This window comes from Hahella sp. NS-SX17 (assembly GCF_057367735.1).
Genome location: NZ_CM170632.1, coordinates 7,116,340 through 7,132,690, shown reverse-complemented (window position 1 = coordinate 7,132,690; position 16,351 = coordinate 7,116,340). Strand labels below are relative to the sequence as shown.

At 56.3% G+C, this 16,351-nt stretch carries 12 protein-coding genes; 9 read left to right on the top strand and 3 right to left on the bottom strand.

Features of this window, described 5'->3' with window-relative positions; translation table 11 throughout:
• Positions 1-10 precede the first annotated feature (10 nt).
• Positions 11-259: a DUF2845 domain-containing protein gene (locus tag AC2IBB_RS32120; RefSeq protein ID WP_486330692.1), complete on the bottom strand. Its 249-nt coding sequence runs from the start codon at positions 257-259 to the stop codon at positions 11-13.
• A gap of 17 nt (positions 260-276) precedes the next feature.
• A complete protein-coding gene (locus AC2IBB_RS32115) occupies positions 277-627 on the bottom strand; it encodes a hypothetical protein (RefSeq protein WP_486330691.1) in 351 nt (116 codons plus the stop codon).
• A 365-nt stretch (positions 628-992) separates the two neighbouring features.
• Here AC2IBB_RS32115 and AC2IBB_RS32110 point away from each other — a divergent pair, with 365 nt between their 5' ends.
• The 7 genes from AC2IBB_RS32110 (at position 993) to AC2IBB_RS32080 (ending at position 9,587) form a co-directional block, all read left to right on the top strand.
• The gene (locus AC2IBB_RS32110) at positions 993-1,418 is read left to right on the top strand and encodes a c-type cytochrome (protein ID WP_486330690.1); all 426 of its coding nucleotides are present in this window, start codon (positions 993-995) and stop codon (positions 1,416-1,418) included.
• Between the two features lie 262 nt (positions 1,419-1,680).
• On the top strand, positions 1,681-2,652 hold the full coding sequence (locus tag AC2IBB_RS32105) for a TRAP transporter substrate-binding protein (RefSeq protein WP_486330689.1): 972 nt from the start codon (positions 1,681-1,683) through the stop codon (positions 2,650-2,652).
• 85 nt (positions 2,653-2,737) lie between these two features.
• On the top strand, positions 2,738-3,259 hold the full coding sequence (locus AC2IBB_RS32100) for a TRAP transporter small permease (protein WP_486330688.1): 522 nt from the start codon (positions 2,738-2,740) through the stop codon (positions 3,257-3,259).
• Between the two features lie 6 nt (positions 3,260-3,265).
• Positions 3,266-4,573 (top strand): TRAP transporter large permease, encoded by a 1,308-nt coding sequence (locus AC2IBB_RS32095; protein ID WP_486330687.1) that lies wholly within the window; start codon positions 3,266-3,268, stop codon positions 4,571-4,573.
• A 34-nt stretch (positions 4,574-4,607) separates the two neighbouring features.
• Positions 4,608-8,252 carry a hydantoinase B/oxoprolinase family protein gene (locus AC2IBB_RS32090; protein ID WP_486330686.1) on the top strand — a complete coding sequence of 1,215 codons (3,645 nt, stop codon included), beginning with the start codon at positions 4,608-4,610 and terminating at the stop codon, positions 8,250-8,252.
• 105 nt (positions 8,253-8,357) lie between these two features.
• Complete coding sequence (locus AC2IBB_RS32085; RefSeq protein ID WP_011400127.1) at positions 8,358-8,864, top strand: winged helix DNA-binding protein; 507 nt, start codon at positions 8,358-8,360, stop codon at positions 8,862-8,864.
• A 93-nt stretch (positions 8,865-8,957) separates the two neighbouring features.
• Positions 8,958-9,587, top strand: a complete 630-nt coding sequence (locus tag AC2IBB_RS32080; protein ID WP_486330685.1) for a metallophosphatase domain-containing protein — start codon at positions 8,958-8,960, stop codon at positions 9,585-9,587.
• Here AC2IBB_RS32080 and rep read toward each other — a convergent pair.
• Positions 9,584-11,602 carry a DNA helicase Rep gene (rep, locus tag AC2IBB_RS32075; RefSeq protein ID WP_486330684.1) on the bottom strand — a complete coding sequence of 673 codons (2,019 nt, stop codon included), beginning with the start codon at positions 11,600-11,602 and terminating at the stop codon, positions 9,584-9,586. The two genes, AC2IBB_RS32080 and rep, sit on opposite strands and share 4 nt — an antisense overlap.
• A gap of 303 nt (positions 11,603-11,905) precedes the next feature.
• Here rep and AC2IBB_RS32070 point away from each other — a divergent pair, with 303 nt between their 5' ends.
• Both AC2IBB_RS32070 and AC2IBB_RS32065 read left to right on the top strand, forming a co-directional pair.
• Complete coding sequence (locus tag AC2IBB_RS32070; RefSeq protein ID WP_486330683.1) at positions 11,906-13,681, top strand: putative bifunctional diguanylate cyclase/phosphodiesterase; 1,776 nt, start codon at positions 11,906-11,908, stop codon at positions 13,679-13,681.
• Positions 13,682-13,969: 288 nt separating this feature from the next.
• Positions 13,970-16,297 carry a Tex family protein gene (locus AC2IBB_RS32065; protein WP_486330682.1) on the top strand — a complete coding sequence of 776 codons (2,328 nt, stop codon included), beginning with the start codon at positions 13,970-13,972 and terminating at the stop codon, positions 16,295-16,297.
• Positions 16,298-16,351 lie beyond the last annotated feature (54 nt).

Here is a 16,351-nt window from a genome sequence, read left to right as displayed (position 1 = left end):
TCTGAATAGATCAGGGGGCGCGTTTCCAGGAAATATCTACGAGCTTGCCAGCTTCAAACCGCAGGATAAACAGGGTTTTGTTTGGCTGCCGGTAAATCCAGCGCTCGATTTTAAACTCTCGCCTTTTATCGTCCGTCAGGCCGTAACCGATCAGACTGACATCGTCTGGTTGGCCGCATTTGGCCTGAACTTCGTAATCCAGGTCAGATTCCGAAACCAGATCCTTGCCGCAGCGCAACGCCCAGCTGGATGCTGACATAGAACAGAGTAAAAGTGCTAGGGTGAGGCGCTTAACGCCTGATGAGAGGACCATGCTTGAGCCACCGCCATAAACCAGATGATATATAAGGAGACTATCAGCAGATATATGAACACTCGCTGAACAGGTTTCCCGCCTGATGATTGTCCATCCGTTTGACCGACGCTTTCCACCCAACGGATGTAAAGATTGCCGCAAAAACCTGAGATTACCAAAAAGCTGGAGATCAAAGGAACCAGCCAAAGTACGGGAGCGACTGTTTCGCCTTGCTTACCCATTTGGGCGAACTGGTACATAGAGCCGACCAACGCGGCGAGGGCGATGAACTCTGTAATGATGAGGTGGCGTCTGTAGGGTGCGAGGCGCATCAGCGTTACCATGGCGTTGCTGGATTTGGAGTGCGCGCTGAAGATAATAAGCGCGGCCCCTCCGCTTTTGGCGTCGGGGTAGGCTCGAGCCTTGTGAGCGCGAACAAGTGCGCTCGGTTAAGCGCGTCGGGCATTATAGCGGGGGCGTGTGGCCGAATCCACTTTTCATCCTGAGTTGCGGCGCATAAGCAATAAAGCGCCTGCGGCGGCTCGATATGTGTGTTTTGGGACTTTCACCTGGGAACTGTCATGGATCAAAAAGCGCGCCGCAGGCCCCTTGTTAACCGGGAGCCTCTGCTTTATTTCTGCGGCGATGCCGTTATAATGCGCCATTAATAATTTTAAGCTGCTGATGAGGATGGGTCGTGAAGACAACCGTGAAAGCGATTACCGCAATGTTGGCGATGGTGTTTGCGGGCACTGTGTGGTCATTAACTCCAGCTGAAGAGAAGATTGCAGAGCGTATTAAGCCAGTGGGCGAAGTGTGTGTGGAAGGTCAGGAATGTAAAGCCGCTCAGTCCGCTGTAGCCGCCGCTGCGCCATCCGGCCCCCGTGAACCGGCTGATATTTATGGCAGTAAGTGTTTCGCCTGTCATGACACTGGTGTCGCCAACGCGCCGAAAAAAGGCGATGCGGCTGCCTGGGCTCCACGTATCGAACAAGGTATGGACACACTGGTGACCCATGCGATTAATGGCATCAGAGGCATGCCGCCGCGCGGCACCTGTGGCGATTGTTCCGATGATGAAATTAAAGCCACGGTCGAGTTTATTTTAGAGCAGAGCCAATAAGCTTCCCCTCCGTAGCAAAAGAAACCGCCGTAAGGCGGTTTTTTTTCGCCTGTCGTTTACGCCTTCCTGACGTACGCCTCTCTTATCCTGTATCCATGGGGGAATCCTGCAATGTCAATCACTTACCTTTTTGCCTGAGATCAGAATAAAAATTTTAGAATGCAAAATGAATACAAAACGTATTCAAAAAGGATTTTTTGTGCAAATATGATCTTTCGATAGCAATTCAGGTCTCCCTGAACCAACAAGAGGTGCAAACCCAATGAGAATAAAAAGACTCTGTTTATCCTTTCTGCTTTCGTTATCCGCATCCACCGGCTTCGCCGCCACAAAGTGGGACATGCCCACTCCCTATGCGGACGGGACTCATCACACGCAGAACATTCGCGAATTCGCGACGGATATTGATAAAGCCACCGGCGGCGATCTGAAAATCGTGGTGCATTCCGGCGCTTCCCTGTTCAAGCATCCTGAAATTTTCCGCGCAGTGCGCACTGGCCAGGCGCCCATTGGCGAGGTTTTCATGGGTCTGCTGGGCAATGACGACCCCATTTATAAAGTCGATAACATTCCATTTCTAGTGACCAGCTTCGACGGGGCTAAGAAGCTCTACGATGCGAGTCGTCCGCACATTGAAAAGAAGTTGGAGAAACAAGGACTTAAATTGCTGTTCAGTGTGCCTTGGCCGCCCCAGGGCATATACACCAAGGATAAGCTGGACGGAATCAACGACCTGAAAGGTCTGAAGATGCGCGCCTACAGCCCGTCCACATCCCGCTTGTCCGTGTTGCTTGGCGCGACGCCCACCACCGTTCAGACGCCAGAGATTCCACAGGCGTTCAGCACCGGCATTATCGACGCCATGGTGACCTCTCCTACGACTGGCGTTTCCAGTCAGGCCTGGGATTTCTCCCGTTATTACATGGATAGTCGCGCCTGGATTCCCAAGAACATGGTGTTCGTGAACCTGCGCTCTTTCAAACGTCTAAGCAAAGAACAACAGGATGCAGTGCTGCAAGCGGCCAAAGTGGCGGAAGAGCGCGGCTGGAAAATGGCGCAGCAGGAAACTACGGAGAAAACGGCTGATCTGGCCAAACACGGCATGAATGTAACTGAGCCTACGCAGGCTTTTATCAGCGAGTTCAGCAAAGTGGGCCAGACTATGGCGCAGGAATGGCAGGATGAAGTCGGCGCTGAAGGCGTTGAAATTGTGAAAGGACTCAACGGCGGCTAATTCCTTTTCCGCCCTTCAGGCGGGCTCACCAGAGTCCGCCTCACAAATAAAAACAATACCCATAACACGCTGTGGGAAGATGAAAATGCTGAGACTTACGCTTGATCGCCTGTATAAGGCGGGCCTTGTCCTGGCGTCCGTGAGCATGGTGCTGATCTGTCTGCTGATGACGATGCAGATAGTGGGACGCTGGTTTGGTCTGATCGTTCCCTCCGTTGAAGATTTTGTCGGTTACTTTCTGGCCTCGGCCACTTTTTTCGCACTGGCGTACAGCTTTCGCCATAACAGCCATATTCGAGTGACCTTTCTTACCCGTCAGGTAAAAGGCGTTGCGCAGCGCTATGTGGAGCTGTTCAACCTGACGGCGCTGTTGATTCTGGTTGGTTTTATCACCTACGCGGTCGGCGGCTTTGTTCTGGAAACCTATGAGTTCGATGATGTCAGCACTGGCTATATTGCGGTCCCATTGTGGATGCCGCAGAGCGTCATGCTGGCGGGACTGGCCCTGTTTTTTATTGCTGTGCTGGACGATTGGGTTGCAGCGCTACTGAAACGCAAACCCAGCTATATCGCGGCGCAAGAAGCTGGCGAAGCCACAGCGGAGTAATCGGTTATGGATACCTTGCAATTAACGATTCTCCTGATGGGAGTGTTGTTCACCTTCCTGGCGTTTGGTTTCTGGGTGGGATCAACGCTGTTCACCGTGGCTTTTGTCGCCATGCTGCTCAATGACAATGCGCAGATCGGCGCCATCATGGCGAACACGACCTGGGGCGCTTCCTCCAACTGGACGCTGTCCGCATTGCCGCTGTTTGTATGGATGGGAGAGATTCTGTTTCGCACCCGTCTGTCGGAAGACTTATTCGAAGGCCTGGCGCCCTGGCTCCGACGTCTGCCCGGCGGACTGCTGCACGTGAATATTCTGGGTTGCGGCATATTCGCCGCTGTCTCAGGGTCCTCGGCGGCGACCACTGCCACGGTCGGCAAGATGAGCCTGCCGGAGCTGAAAAAGCGCGGCTATGACGAGACCATGGCGATCGGCACTTTGGCCGGCTCAGGCACCCTTGGTCTGCTGATCCCGCCTTCTATTATTCTGATCGTGTACGGCGTCGCCGCGGAAGTGTCCATTGACCGTCTGTTCATGGCGGGAGCGATTCCAGGACTGATGTTGATCTGCCTGTTTATGGGATACACGGTGATCTGGTCCCTGCTGAACCGTAATAAGGTTCCGGCAGCGGAAGGCAAGACGGATATGAAAACCAAGCTCACTGCGTTGAGGCGTTTACTGCCCGTCACCTTGCTGATCGGTTTTGTCATCGGCTCCATATACGCCGGCGTCGCTACTGCTACGGAGGCGGCCACCCTTGGCGTTATCGGAGCGCTGGCGTTAACCGCCCTGACCGGATCGCTGAGCTGGGACATGTTCAAGCGCAGCCTGATCGGAGCGGTCTGCACCTCCTGCATGATCACTTTTATTCTCGCCGGCGCTTCATTTCTCACTGTCGCCATGGCGTTTACGGGCATTCCCCGAGAGTTGGCTGAGTTCATCGGCGCCATGCAACTGTCTCCGGCATTGCTGATCGTGGCGCTGACTCTGTTCTTTGTTTTACTTGGCTGCTTCCTCGATGGCATTTCCGTGGTGGTGCTGACCACGTCAGTCATTCTGCCGCTGGCGGAAAGTGCGGGGTTTGATTTGGTCTGGTTCGGCATCTATTTGGTGCTGGTGGTGGAAATGTCGCAGATCACGCCGCCGGTCGGCTTCAATCTGTTTGTTATCCAATCCCTGACCGGCAGGGATATTTTCAGGGTGGCCCGCTATGCGACGCCGTTTTTCCTGATCCTGGTGACGGCGGTGGCGCTGCTCAGCAAGTATCCGGAAATAGCGTTGTGGCTGCCGCAGACGCTGAGCAGTCGCGGTTGAGCGGGTTAAGAGATTTTTTGAGGTGACAGACATAATGACAACACAAAATACAAACACGGCGGGTGCGGGCAAATGGCGTTTCTGGGTGGACCGGGGCGGCACGTTTACAGACATTGTGGCGCGGAATCCGGCGGGAGAATTGATCACCCATAAACTGCTTTCCGAGAACCCGGCGCAATACCCTGATGCGGTGCTGGAAGGCGTGCGCGTACTCATGGGCGTTCCTCGTGGCGCGCAGGTTCCTGAGCAGGATATCGAAGAAATCAAAATGGGCACCACGGTGGCCACCAATGCCTTGCTGGAGCACAAAGGCGAGCCGGCGCTGTTGGTGGTGAGCAAAGGTTTCGCCGACGTTCTCCGCATCGGTTATCAAACGCGTCCGGACCTGTTCGCCCTGGATATTCGTTTGCCGGACATGATCTACGCCGAAGTGGCGGAAGTGAACGAACGCATCAATGCGCAAGGCGAAGTGCTGACGCCGCTTGACCTGGCGGGCGCGGAGAAATCGTTGCGAGCGGCCTACGAACGCGGTCTGCGCTCCTGCGCTATCGTGTTCATGCACAGTTACGCGTTCCGCGAACATGAAAGCAAAGTCGCGCAACTGGCGCGGGATATCGGTTTTACCCAGGTGTCGGTGAGCAGCGAATTAAGCCCGCTGATGAAAATTGTCAGCCGGGGCGACACCACGGTGGTGGATGCGTACCTGTCGCCGATTCTTAAGCGTTACGTCAATCAGGTGTCCGGACAACTGGGCTCTATGGCCAGCGAACCGGGACGGCTGATGTTCATGCAGTCCAACGGTGGGCTGACCGACGCCCGTGTATTCAACGGCAAAGACGCCATTTTGTCCGGCCCCGCCGGCGGTGTGGTGGGCATGGTGAAAACCGCCGAAGCGGCGGATTTCGAGCAGTTGATCGGTTTCGACATGGGTGGCACCTCCACGGATGTGTGCCATTACCGCGGCGAATATGAACGCAGTTTCGAAACGGAAGTGGCCGGGTTCCGCCTGCAAACGCCGATGATGTCGATTCATACGGTGGCGGCGGGCGGCGGCTCGGTGCTTAAGTTTGACGGCTCGCGCTATCGCGTGGGACCGGAATCCGCTGGCGCTTATCCGGGACCGGCCTGTTATCGCAATGGCGGCCCTCTGACGGTGACTGACTGCAACGTCATGCTGGGCAAACTGCAGGCGGATTACTTCCCGAAAGTGTTTGGCCCTGAGGCTAACCAGTCCCTGGACACAGAATGCGTACGGGAAAAATTTGCCGCGCTGGCCCAGCAGATCCAGGAACAGACGGGCGACAACCGTACGCCGGAGCAGGTGGCGGAAGGCTTCCTGGCGATTGCGGTGGATAACATGGCCCACGCCATCAAGCATATTTCCACTCAGCGCGGCTACGATGTGCAGGACTACACCCTCTGTTGTTTTGGCGGCGCTGGCGGCCAGCATGCCTGTCTGGTGGCGGACGCTTTGGGAATGAAGCGGGTATTTCTGCATCCCTACGCTGGCGTGTTATCCGCCTTTGGCATGGGACTGGCGGATGTGAGGGAAATAGCGGAAACCACAGTAGAGAAGCCCCTGTCGGACGCCTTGATTGCGGAGCTGACGCCCCTTGTCGAGCGCATGAGCCAGGACGCCGCCGCCAAACTGACGGAACAACGGGTTCCGGCGGCGCGTATTGAGTCCTCCGCGCGACTACATATTAAGTATCAAGGTTCCGATACCTCCATTCTGGTGGCGCTGGACGCAGTGGATGCCGTGCGTCAGGCGTTTTCTATCGAGCATGAAAAACGTTTCGGGTTTGTCGTCGCCGATAAAACGCTCATGGTGGAGGCGGTGCAAGTGGAAGTCTCCGGCCGTGGCGATGCGCAAGTGGCGGCCACGGCGCCTTGTCAGGGCGGTGAGCTGACTCCGGATAAAGTGCTGCCGCTGACGACGGGCGGCGAGCAGTATCAGGCGCCTTTCTATGTGCGTGAGAATATTCCCCAGGCACGCGCCATCGACGGCCCTGCGGTGATTGTGGAGAAAATCGGCGCCATTGTGGTGGAACCGGGCTGGCGGGCGCGACTGACGGATCGCAATGACGTGGTGCTGGAGCGCGTCGCCGCGCGTCCGCAGCGTCATTCCATAGGCACTGACGCCGATCCGGTGATGCTGGAGATCTTCAATAACCTGTACATGTTCATCGCAGAACAAATGGGGCTGGTGCTGCAAAACACCGCAGTGTCAGTGAACATCAAAGAGCGACTGGACTTCTCCTGTGCGATTTTTGACGCAGAGGGCGAGCTGGTGGCCAACGCGCCGCACATGCCGGTGCATCTCGGCTCCATGAGCCACAGCATCAAGACGGTGATGGTGCGCAATGCCGGAACCATGCGCCCCGGCGACGTGTTCATGCTGAATGATCCCTATAACGGCGGCACTCACTTGCCTGATATCACCGTGATCAAGCCTGTGTTCGACAGCGTAGGGGAAAACATCTGCTTTTATGTGGCGTCGCGAGGACATCATGCGGATGTGGGCGGCGTAGCGCCGGGCTCCATGCCGTCGGATTCCAGTCATATAGATGAAGAAGGCATTCTGCTGGATAACGTCAAACTGGTGGATGCGGGCGTCTTCCAGGAGAAAATGACTCGGGAGCTGTTCCTGTCTGGGCCTCATCCGGCGCGCAATATCGAGTTCACGATTGCGGACCTGCGCGCCCAGGTGGCGGCGTGCGAGGCGGGGGTGCAGGCGCTGCAGAAAGTCGTGTCCCAGTACGGCCTGGAAGTGGTGCAGGCGTATATGAAGCACGTGCAGGAAAATGCGGAAGAGTGCGTGCGTCGGGTCATCGACGTGCTGTCTGATGGCGAATTCCAATACGCCATGGACGACGGCTATAAGGTGCAAGTGAAAATCCAGGTGGATCGCAACCAGCGCACGGCGACGGTGGACTTCACCGGCTCCAGCCCGCAGCACCCGCGCAACTACAATGCGCCGCTGGCGGTGGTGCATGCGGCGGTGCTGTATGTGTTCCGCTGTCTCGTCAATGACCAGATTCCCCTTAACGGAGGCTGCCTGCGGCCATTGCAGATCATTGTGCCGGAAGGCTCCATGCTGAATCCCCGTTACCCCGCCGCAGTGGTGGCGGGCAATGTGGAAGTCTCCCAGCTGGTGGTGGACGCGTTGTTTGGCGCTTTGGGCGTGAAAGGCGCGGCCCAGGGCACGATGAACAACCTGACCTGGGGCGACGATGAGTTCCAGTATTACGAAACCATCTGCGGCGGCGATGGCGCTACGGCCAACGCTGACGGCGCCGGGCCGGTGCATACGCACATGACTAACTCGCGTCTGACCGATCCGGAAGTGCTGGAGTGGCGTTTCCCGGTATTGCTGGAGGAGTTCAAGGTGCGGCGCGGATCTGGCGGCGATGGCCAGCATCGCGGCGGCGACGGCGTATGCCGCAGCCTGCGATTCCTCAAGCCCATGCAGGTGAGCATTCTGTCCAATCGACGGGAAGTGGCGCCTTATGGCGCATCCGGCGGCAAGCCTGGACAAGTGGGCGTAAACCGGGTGATGCGCCGCGACGGCGACGTCCAGACTCTGGGCGCTCAGGTTAGCCTGCAACTGGAAGCGGGGGATCGCCTGCAAATCGAAACTCCCGGCGGCGGCGGTTTCGGCGAGCCGCAAAAGGATTAGACAACGCCTGACGGAGCGGCTTTCGGCGGCGGGATTAGACATTGTCCGGCGCCGAAAGTATGCTCTGCCCACATTGGCGCGACCAAGAAGGAAACAACACACACCATGACAAAATCAAGAATCGTCTCCTCCAGCCACCTGCTTAATGAGCGCAGCGTTGAGCTCAGCGAGTTCGAGTACGCTTTGATAATGGCTGAAAACACATTCCAGCGTTGGTTGGTGCACTGCATGTCCGCGGCGGGCAATAAAGAGCTCAGCACCATCGATATACTGGTGCTGCATAACGTGTATCACCGCGAGCGTCCCAAGCGCATCGCCGACATCTGTTTTATTCTGCATATCGATGACACCCACACCGTGTCTTACTCCCTGCGCAAGCTGGCGAAAATGGGACTGGTGACCAGTGAGAAAGTCGGCAAGGAAACCTTTTACTCCGCCACGGAAAGCGGCGCGGAACTCTGTCTCAAGTACCGGGAAGTGCGCAATGACTGCCTGGTGGACACACTGCTCACCACCGGCATCAGCAATGAGGAAATCGGCGAAGTGGCGCGGGTGTTGCGCACCCTGACCGGCGTCTACGATCAGGCCGCCAGGGCAGCGGCTTCGCTATAACGCCAGGGGTGAATCGCGAACTGCGACAAAGCGGTCGTTTTCAGTGCGTTTATTTGGGTATGATGCCGGACTGGCAGTGTCAATCGGAGAAGGATGATTCAGATGAAGTGCGTCGCCATCAGCGATACCCATGGCATGTATGACAAGATCGATATTCCCGACGGGGACGTGTTGATTCACGCTGGGGATATATTCGGGCAGGGCAAATTAAGGGAAGTGGAGGCGTTCAACGCCTTTCTCGGCGCTTTGCCCCATCGGGTGAAAATCGTCATCGCAGGCAACCATGACTGGTGTTTCGCGCGTGAAGAACAAGCCTGCCGCACTCTGCTGTCCAATGCGGTGTACCTGCAAGACGAGGCGGTCACCGTCGAAGGCGTCAAGTTTTACGGCTCTCCCTGGCAACCCTTTTTCCATAATTGGGCGTTTAATCTCCAACGTGGGCGGGAACTGAAAGCCAAGTGGGATCTGATAGACGCAGACACCGATGTGCTGATTACCCACGGCCCGGCCTTCGGCGTTCATGATCAGACCATCGGCGGCCTGAGCGTGGGCTGCGAGGAACTGGCCCACGCCATCACGCGCATTCGCCCCCGCTTTCACGTATGCGGCCACATCCATGAAAGCTACGGCGTCACTGAAAAAGACGGCTGCACCTATATCAACGCCAGCATCGCCAACCACCGTTTCCGGCCGGAGAATGCGCCGGTGGTCTTCGAGGTTTAGTCTCCCAAATCCCGCAGTAGCGCATCCAGAGTGGCGCGGCCGCGCGCCTGATTGCGCTCTTCGTTGCGCTGGCCCAGACCTTCCCATACCAGATCTTCTTGCGGCATTTCGTCGAGGAAGCGGCTGGGAATGGTCTCGATTTTCTCGCCGAACTGCTTGCGTTCGGAGCAGAAAGTCAGACACAAACTGCGCTGGGCGCGGGTGATGCCTACGTACATCAGGCGGCGCTCTTCCTCGATCTGGTTGGTCTCGATACTGTTGCGGTGAGGCAGGATGTCCTCCTCCAGTCCCATAATGAAGACATGGGGAAACTCCAGACCTTTGGACGCATGCAAGGTCAGCAAATGGACTTTATCCTCGTCCTCTTCTTCCTTCTGCTGATCCATGATGTCCCGCAACAACAGCTTGCCGATGGCGTCCTTGAGCGTCATCTGCTCTTCCGCGGCGGCGTCGTATTCCAGCATGCGCGCCACCTGATCCAGCAGAATCCACACGTTGGCCATACGTCGCTCCGCCTGTTGCGGCGAGGTGCTGTTCTGCAGCAGCCACTCTTCGTAATCAATGCGAGTAAAAAGCTGCTTCAGCACGGGGACGGCGTCGTGTTCCTCTTCGCACTTCTGGCCGGTGTGCAGAATGATCTCTGAGAACTCGCGCAGGTGCTCCAGGGTTTTACCGGTCAGCACGCTCTCCAGACCAAATTCGGAGATAGCGGAAAACAGACTGATCTTGCGCGACTCCGCATAAGCAGACAGCTTTTCCAGGGTCACTGGCCCAATTTCTCTCCGCGGCACGTTGACCACCCGCAGGAAAGCGGCGTCGTCATCCGGGTTGGCCAGCAGACGCAGGTAAGACATGGCGTCCTTGATCTCGTTGCGGGAGAAAAAAGACGTGCCGCCGCTGATGCGGTAGGGAATCTGGTACGCCTGTAGCTTGAGCTCCAGCAGACGGGACTGGTGATTGCCCCGGTAGAGTACTGAGAAATCCTTGAACTGGACCCGCTTCTTCAGGCGCATATCAATGATTTCTGAGGCGATGCGTTCCGCTTCCGCCTCCTCGTTGCGCACCCGGATAATACGGATTTCATCCCCCATGCCCAACTGACTCCACAACGCTTTTTCGTAAACGTGGGGGTTATTGGCGATAAGGACGTTGGCGGCTTTCAGAATACGGGCGGTTGAACGGTAGTTCTGTTCCAGTTTGACCAGCTTCAGGGTGGGAAAGTCCTTTTGCAGGCGCGCCAGATTTTCCGGTCGGGCGCCGCGCCAGGCGTAAATGGACTGGTCGTCGTCGCCCACCACCGTGAACGCCTGACGTCCCGCCACCAGTTGCTGCACCAGCTCATACTGGCTGAGGTTGGTGTCCTGGTATTCATCCACCAGTAAATAACGGATGCGCAGGCGCCACGCGGCCAGTATTTCCGGGTGATTGCGGAACAGCATGACCGGCATCAGGATGAGGTCGTCGAAGTCCACCGCATTGTAGGCGCGCAGATAATGGTCGTAACGCTCGTACAGGCGCGCGGCGGTGAGATCTTCGGCGGTGATCGCCTGTTTTATGGCCTGCGCCGGCGTCAGCATGTCGTTCTTCCAGTTGGAGAAGTGCGCCTGCAATTGGTCAACGTCTTCTTCCGCCTCATCGAATTCCTTGAACAGCAAGTCTTTGATGATGGCCTTACAGTCCTGCTGGTCAAAAATGGAAAAGCCGGGCTTCAGGCCCACGGCTTTATGCTCCAGACGAATGATATTCATTCCCAAATTGTGAAAGGTGGAGACCGTCAGGCCTCTGGCGGCGGGTCCCGAGACCAGCGCGCTGACCCGCTCTTTCATTTCCCGCGCGGCTTTGTTGGTGAACGTCACCGCAGCAATATGCTTGGCTTTGACGCCGCATTCTTCGATCAGATAGGCGATTTTTCGTGTAATTACGCTGGTTTTGCCGCTGCCTGCGCCGGCGAGCACCAGTAGGGGGCCGTCTATGTATTTAACGGCTTCACGTTGACGGGGATTGAGTTGCGACACGGTCTGCTCATGACTGGGGAAAACTGGGCGGCAGTTTATCAGACATTCGCATCGCGGTTGATAACGAATGCTTCTAATGAGAGAGACGCACCCGCACAATAATTTCCGACGCAGACAGGAAAAAAAACCGAAAATGGTCTAAATGTTAAGTGTTGTCACTAAAATTCTAACATTCTTTATAAGCTGCAATAACGCCATGGCTAAATAGCCTCAAATGCTGGCGTTAGTTGCGAATGTTAACCGCCGCCATGAATAAGTTCTTTAATGAATCCGCGTTATACCGCGGGCGAGGGAATTTACTGCATGAGCGAGCATGTCGGGCAATCTCTTATGAATCCGGGTCAATCTGGCGTTCGGGCTGTCTCCTGCACTGAAGACAATGTGGATGTGCTGGCGGTGGTGAAGTCGCATTGCGACTTTCTCTGGCTACAGCATCTCACCGCCGCTGAGAAGGATATTCAATTGTACTGGTGCAATAGTATTCCCATGGCGATGGATGTGCTGCGAAAACGCAAGTTTGATATGGTCGTGTGGGAAGAAAACCTGTTCGACGGCGACAAGGACAGTTTTCTGCGCATTCTGTCTCACCATGCAGACGCCCCTGTCATCGCGCTAGGTCCCTATGCTGATGAACGCCACGCCCGTAGCCTGATCCTGGCGGGGGCGGCGGACTATCTGAGCAAGTCCAGTCTGGAGGCTTCTTTATTGGTGCGTTCGGTGCGTCGGGCATGGTATCGCGAACTATTTCGCCTGGACTTTGAAATGCGGGAGCAATTGGATAGTTTGACCGGCATTCTTGATCGCGCCCGCTTTTACGATCGTCTGCACCAGGCCATTCTGCGGGCGGAGCGGGTTAAACATCGGGTTGGCCTGATTTTCGTAAATGTGGATGAGTTTCGCACCGTGAATCAGTCCCTCGGTTATCGGGCGGGGGATATTCTGATCAAGATGATGGCGGCGCGCCTGCGGCAGGTGTTGCGGCGCTCGGACTGTCTGGCCCGGGTAGGCGGAGATGAGTTCGCGGTGATTCTTGAGGACGGACAGGAAAGCTTCAGCCTGATCAATGTGGCCAAGAAAATGGCCAATATTTTCGAACAAGCCTTTGTCGTGAACCAGCACCCGGTGAATCTGACCGCCTCCATGGGCATGGCGGTGTTCCCTGAATCCGGCGACAGTGCGGACCTCCTGCTGCGTCGCGCCAATCAGGCGATGTTCGACGCCAAAAAAGAGCATGGCGTCAGTTACCGTTTCTTCAACGATCGCATGAACCGTGAACTGGATATGCGCCTGGAGTTGGAGACCGAGTTCCGACAGGCGCTGCGAGGCGACAAGCTGGATCTCTACTATCAACCGAAAATCGACGTACGCAGCGGCGAAGTAGTGGGCATGGAAGCGCTGGTGCGCTGGCCCCATCCGCGTCTGGGAGTATTGACCCCGGGGGCCTTTATCGCCGCCGCCGAACGCAGCAGCCTGATTATTCCCATGGGCTATTGGGTGCTGGAGCGCGCTTGCCGGGATCTGGCCATGTTGCAGACCATGGGGTATGACGATCTGGTGTGCGCGGTTAACCTGTCATTCCGGCAGTTCTTTGACCGGCGCTTATCGGAAACGGTTTTCCGCATTATCTATAACGCTAATATCGATACCACCAAGTTTGAATTCGAACTGACTGAGTCTGCGATGATGTTCGATCGGGACTACACGCTTAAGTGCTTGAAAGAGTTGACTCATCTGGGTCTGCATTTCGCGCTGGATGACTTCGGCACAGGCTATTCCTCGTTCACTAACCTGCGCAACCTGCCCATCTCCACGGTGAAGATAGATAAGTCCTTTATTGAGAACGTTTGTACGATTCCAGAAGACGCCACATTGGTCAGCGGTATGATCTCTCTGGCGCACAGCCTTTCCATGACCGTCGTCGCAGAAGGGGTGGAGAAACCGGAGCAGTTAGAGTTTCTGCGTCGGCATAATTGCGATCAGGCGCAAGGGTATTGGTTTGCGCGCCCGCTGCCTTTCCGTGAATTCTGCGATTTTATGCAAGTGGCTGGCGACCTGCGCCGACTGCGCAAGCATCAATGAGAAAAGGCTGGTCTGTCCAAACCGCAATTCCCCTGTCTGTTTTGGCTCTTCTTGTTTGAGGCCTGATCTATATAATGGGACGCCCGGAATACGAGACCGTCGGCTGCATCCCCAGTGTCGATAGCGTCGCCCAAGGCTTGCTTTTATTGCAACAGCCACTGATTGATAAGGAATTTCTTGAGTTGAAAGACTGGGCTACGCAGGATTTTGGCAGTGTTAGGTAATAGGGGAGACGAGCCGGCGGAAATCTGCAGATACTATGCAAAGAACTGAGTAGACAGGTTTTTAATGGAAAAGATTTATCGCGTTATCGCCCAAGAACTCAACGCCAAAGCCGAGCAGGTTGCGGCGGCCGTCACGCTGCTGGATGAAGGGGCCACTGTTCCGTTTATCTCCCGGTACCGTAAGGAAGTCACTGGTGGCCTGGATGACACCCAGATGCGTCATCTGGAAGACCGACTGCGTTACCTGCGTGAAATGGAGGACCGGCGGCAGACCATCCTCAGCAGCATTGAGGAGCAGGGCAAACTCACCGACGAGTTGCGCGCGCAGATCATCGATGCGGACACTAAAAACCGCTTGGAGGATTTGTATCTCCCCTATAAACCGAAGCGCCGCACTAAGGCGCAAATCGCCAAAGAGGCGGGGCTTGAGCCTCTGGCGGAGCAGTTGTTAGCTGATCCCTCTCTGGTTCCAGAAACGCTGGCGGAAAGCTTTGTCGATGCGGAAAAGGGTGTGGCGGATGTCAAAGCCGCGCTGGAAGGCGCCCGTTACATTCTGATGGAGCGCTTCGCCGAAGACGCCGAACTGATCGGCCGCCTGCGCGAACATCTCTGGGGACAGGGCGTACTGAAAGTGGCCGTCGTAGAGGGCAAAGAACAGGACGGCGCCAAATTCCGCGATTACTTCGAGCATCAGGAGCCGCTGAAAGGCGTTCCCTCCCACCGCGCGCTGGCGGTTTTCCGCGGCCGTAACGAAGGCGTGCTGAGCTTTCAGATTGTGCTGCCGGACGAGCCTGAATCGCGGCTGGAGCCGCATCCCTGTGAAAACATCGTCGCCGTGCACTGGCGCATCAGCGACAAAGGCCGCGCCGCCGACGGCTGGTTAAAAGATGTGGTGCGCTGGACTTGGCGCGTCAAGCTGCTGACGCAGTTGGAGACGGACTTGATGGGCAGAATTCGCGAGCGTGCGGAAGAAGAGGCCATCAACGTATTCGGAAGCAACCTTAAAGACCTGCTATTGGCGGCGCCGGCGGGCGCCAAGGCTACCATGGGGTTGGACCCTGGTCTGCGCACTGGTGTGAAGGTGGCGGTTATCGACGCCACTGGTAAGTTTGTGGACCACGCCACGATTTATCCCCATGCGCCGAAAAACCAGTGGTCGCAATCCATCGCCCAATTGGCGGCGCTGTGCGCCAAGCATAAGGTGGAGCTGGTCAGTATCGGCAATGGAACGGCTTCCAGAGAGACTGATAAGCTGGTCGCCGATCTGATCAAACAGTTCCCACAAATGAAGCTGACCAAAATTATGGTCAATGAATCCGGCGCCTCTATATATTCCGCTTCCGAATACGCTGCGAAGGAATTTCCGGATCTGGACGTCACCATCCGTGGCGCAGTCTCTATTGCGCGTCGCTTGCAGGACCCGCTGGCGGAACTGGTGAAAATCGATCCCAAATCCATTGGCGTCGGTCAATATCAGCACGACGTCAGCCAAACACAGCTGGCGCGCACTTTGGACGCGGTAGTGGAAGACTGCGTTAACGCGGTGGGCGTGGACGTCAATACGGCTTCCGCGCCTCTGCTGGCGAGGGTGGCCGGTCTGAACCAGACTCTGGCGGGCAATATCGTGGCGTATCGCGACGCCAAGGGCGCGTTTCTGAATCGCCAGCAGTTGCTGAAAGTGCCGCGTCTGGGAGACAAAACCTATGAACAGGCCGCTGGCTTCTTGCGCATCATGAACGGCGACAACCCGCTGGACGCCTCGGCGGTGCACCCGGAAGCTTATGTGGTGGTAAACAAAATTGCAGAAAAAAATGCCCGGGACTTGCGATCCCTGGTTGGCGACACCACATTCTTACGCAGCCTGACAGCAAATGATTACGTGGATGAACATTTTGGCGTTCCTACGGTCAAAGATATTCTGGCCGAGCTGGATAAACCGGGACGCGATCCGCGCCCTGAGTTCAAGTTCGCTCAGTACCAGGAAGGCGTCGAGGATATCAAAGATCTCAAGCCGGGCATGGTGCTGGAAGGGGCCGTCACCAACGTGACCAACTTCGGCGCCTTTGTGGATATCGGCGTCCATCAGGATGGTCTGGTGCATATCTCTGCGTTGTCGCACAAATTCGTCAAAGACCCCAGGGAAGTGGTCAAGGCGGGCGACATTGTGAAGGTGAAAGTGATTGAAGTGGATGCGGCGCGTAAGCGCATCGCGTTGAGCATGCGTCTTGACGATGACGTTCAAAGCAGCGCCAACTCAGGCGCTCGCGATGGCGGCCGGCAGCCTTCAAAACAGAAGAGGAATACCGGTAACGAATCCGCTGCGGGAGGCATGGGGTCGTTCGGCGCCTTGTTGTTGAAAGCGCAGAAGCAGCAACCAGGAAAGAAAGGCTAGTATTTAAATATAACTGCCGTGAATCCAGGGAGGGTCGCATCTGCGGAGAATCTT

Coding starts and splice junctions, on each gene's coding strand:
- AC2IBB_RS32090 (WP_486330686.1), top strand. CDS start 4,608: ATGACAACACAAAATACAAACACGGCGGGTGCGGGCAAATGGCGTTTC.
- AC2IBB_RS32115 (WP_486330691.1), bottom strand. CDS start 627: ATGCGCCTCGCACCCTACAGACGCCACCTCATCATTACAGAGTTCATC.
- AC2IBB_RS32085 (WP_011400127.1), top strand. CDS start 8,358: ATGACAAAATCAAGAATCGTCTCCTCCAGCCACCTGCTTAATGAGCGC.
- AC2IBB_RS32105 (WP_486330689.1), top strand. CDS start 1,681: ATGAGAATAAAAAGACTCTGTTTATCCTTTCTGCTTTCGTTATCCGCA.
- AC2IBB_RS32100 (WP_486330688.1), top strand. CDS start 2,738: ATGCTGAGACTTACGCTTGATCGCCTGTATAAGGCGGGCCTTGTCCTG.
- AC2IBB_RS32095 (WP_486330687.1), top strand. CDS start 3,266: ATGGATACCTTGCAATTAACGATTCTCCTGATGGGAGTGTTGTTCACC.
- AC2IBB_RS32120 (WP_486330692.1), bottom strand. CDS start 259: ATGTCAGCATCCAGCTGGGCGTTGCGCTGCGGCAAGGATCTGGTTTCG.
- AC2IBB_RS32080 (WP_486330685.1), top strand. CDS start 8,958: ATGATTCAGATGAAGTGCGTCGCCATCAGCGATACCCATGGCATGTAT.
- AC2IBB_RS32070 (WP_486330683.1), top strand. CDS start 11,906: ATGAGCGAGCATGTCGGGCAATCTCTTATGAATCCGGGTCAATCTGGC.
- AC2IBB_RS32065 (WP_486330682.1), top strand. CDS start 13,970: ATGGAAAAGATTTATCGCGTTATCGCCCAAGAACTCAACGCCAAAGCC.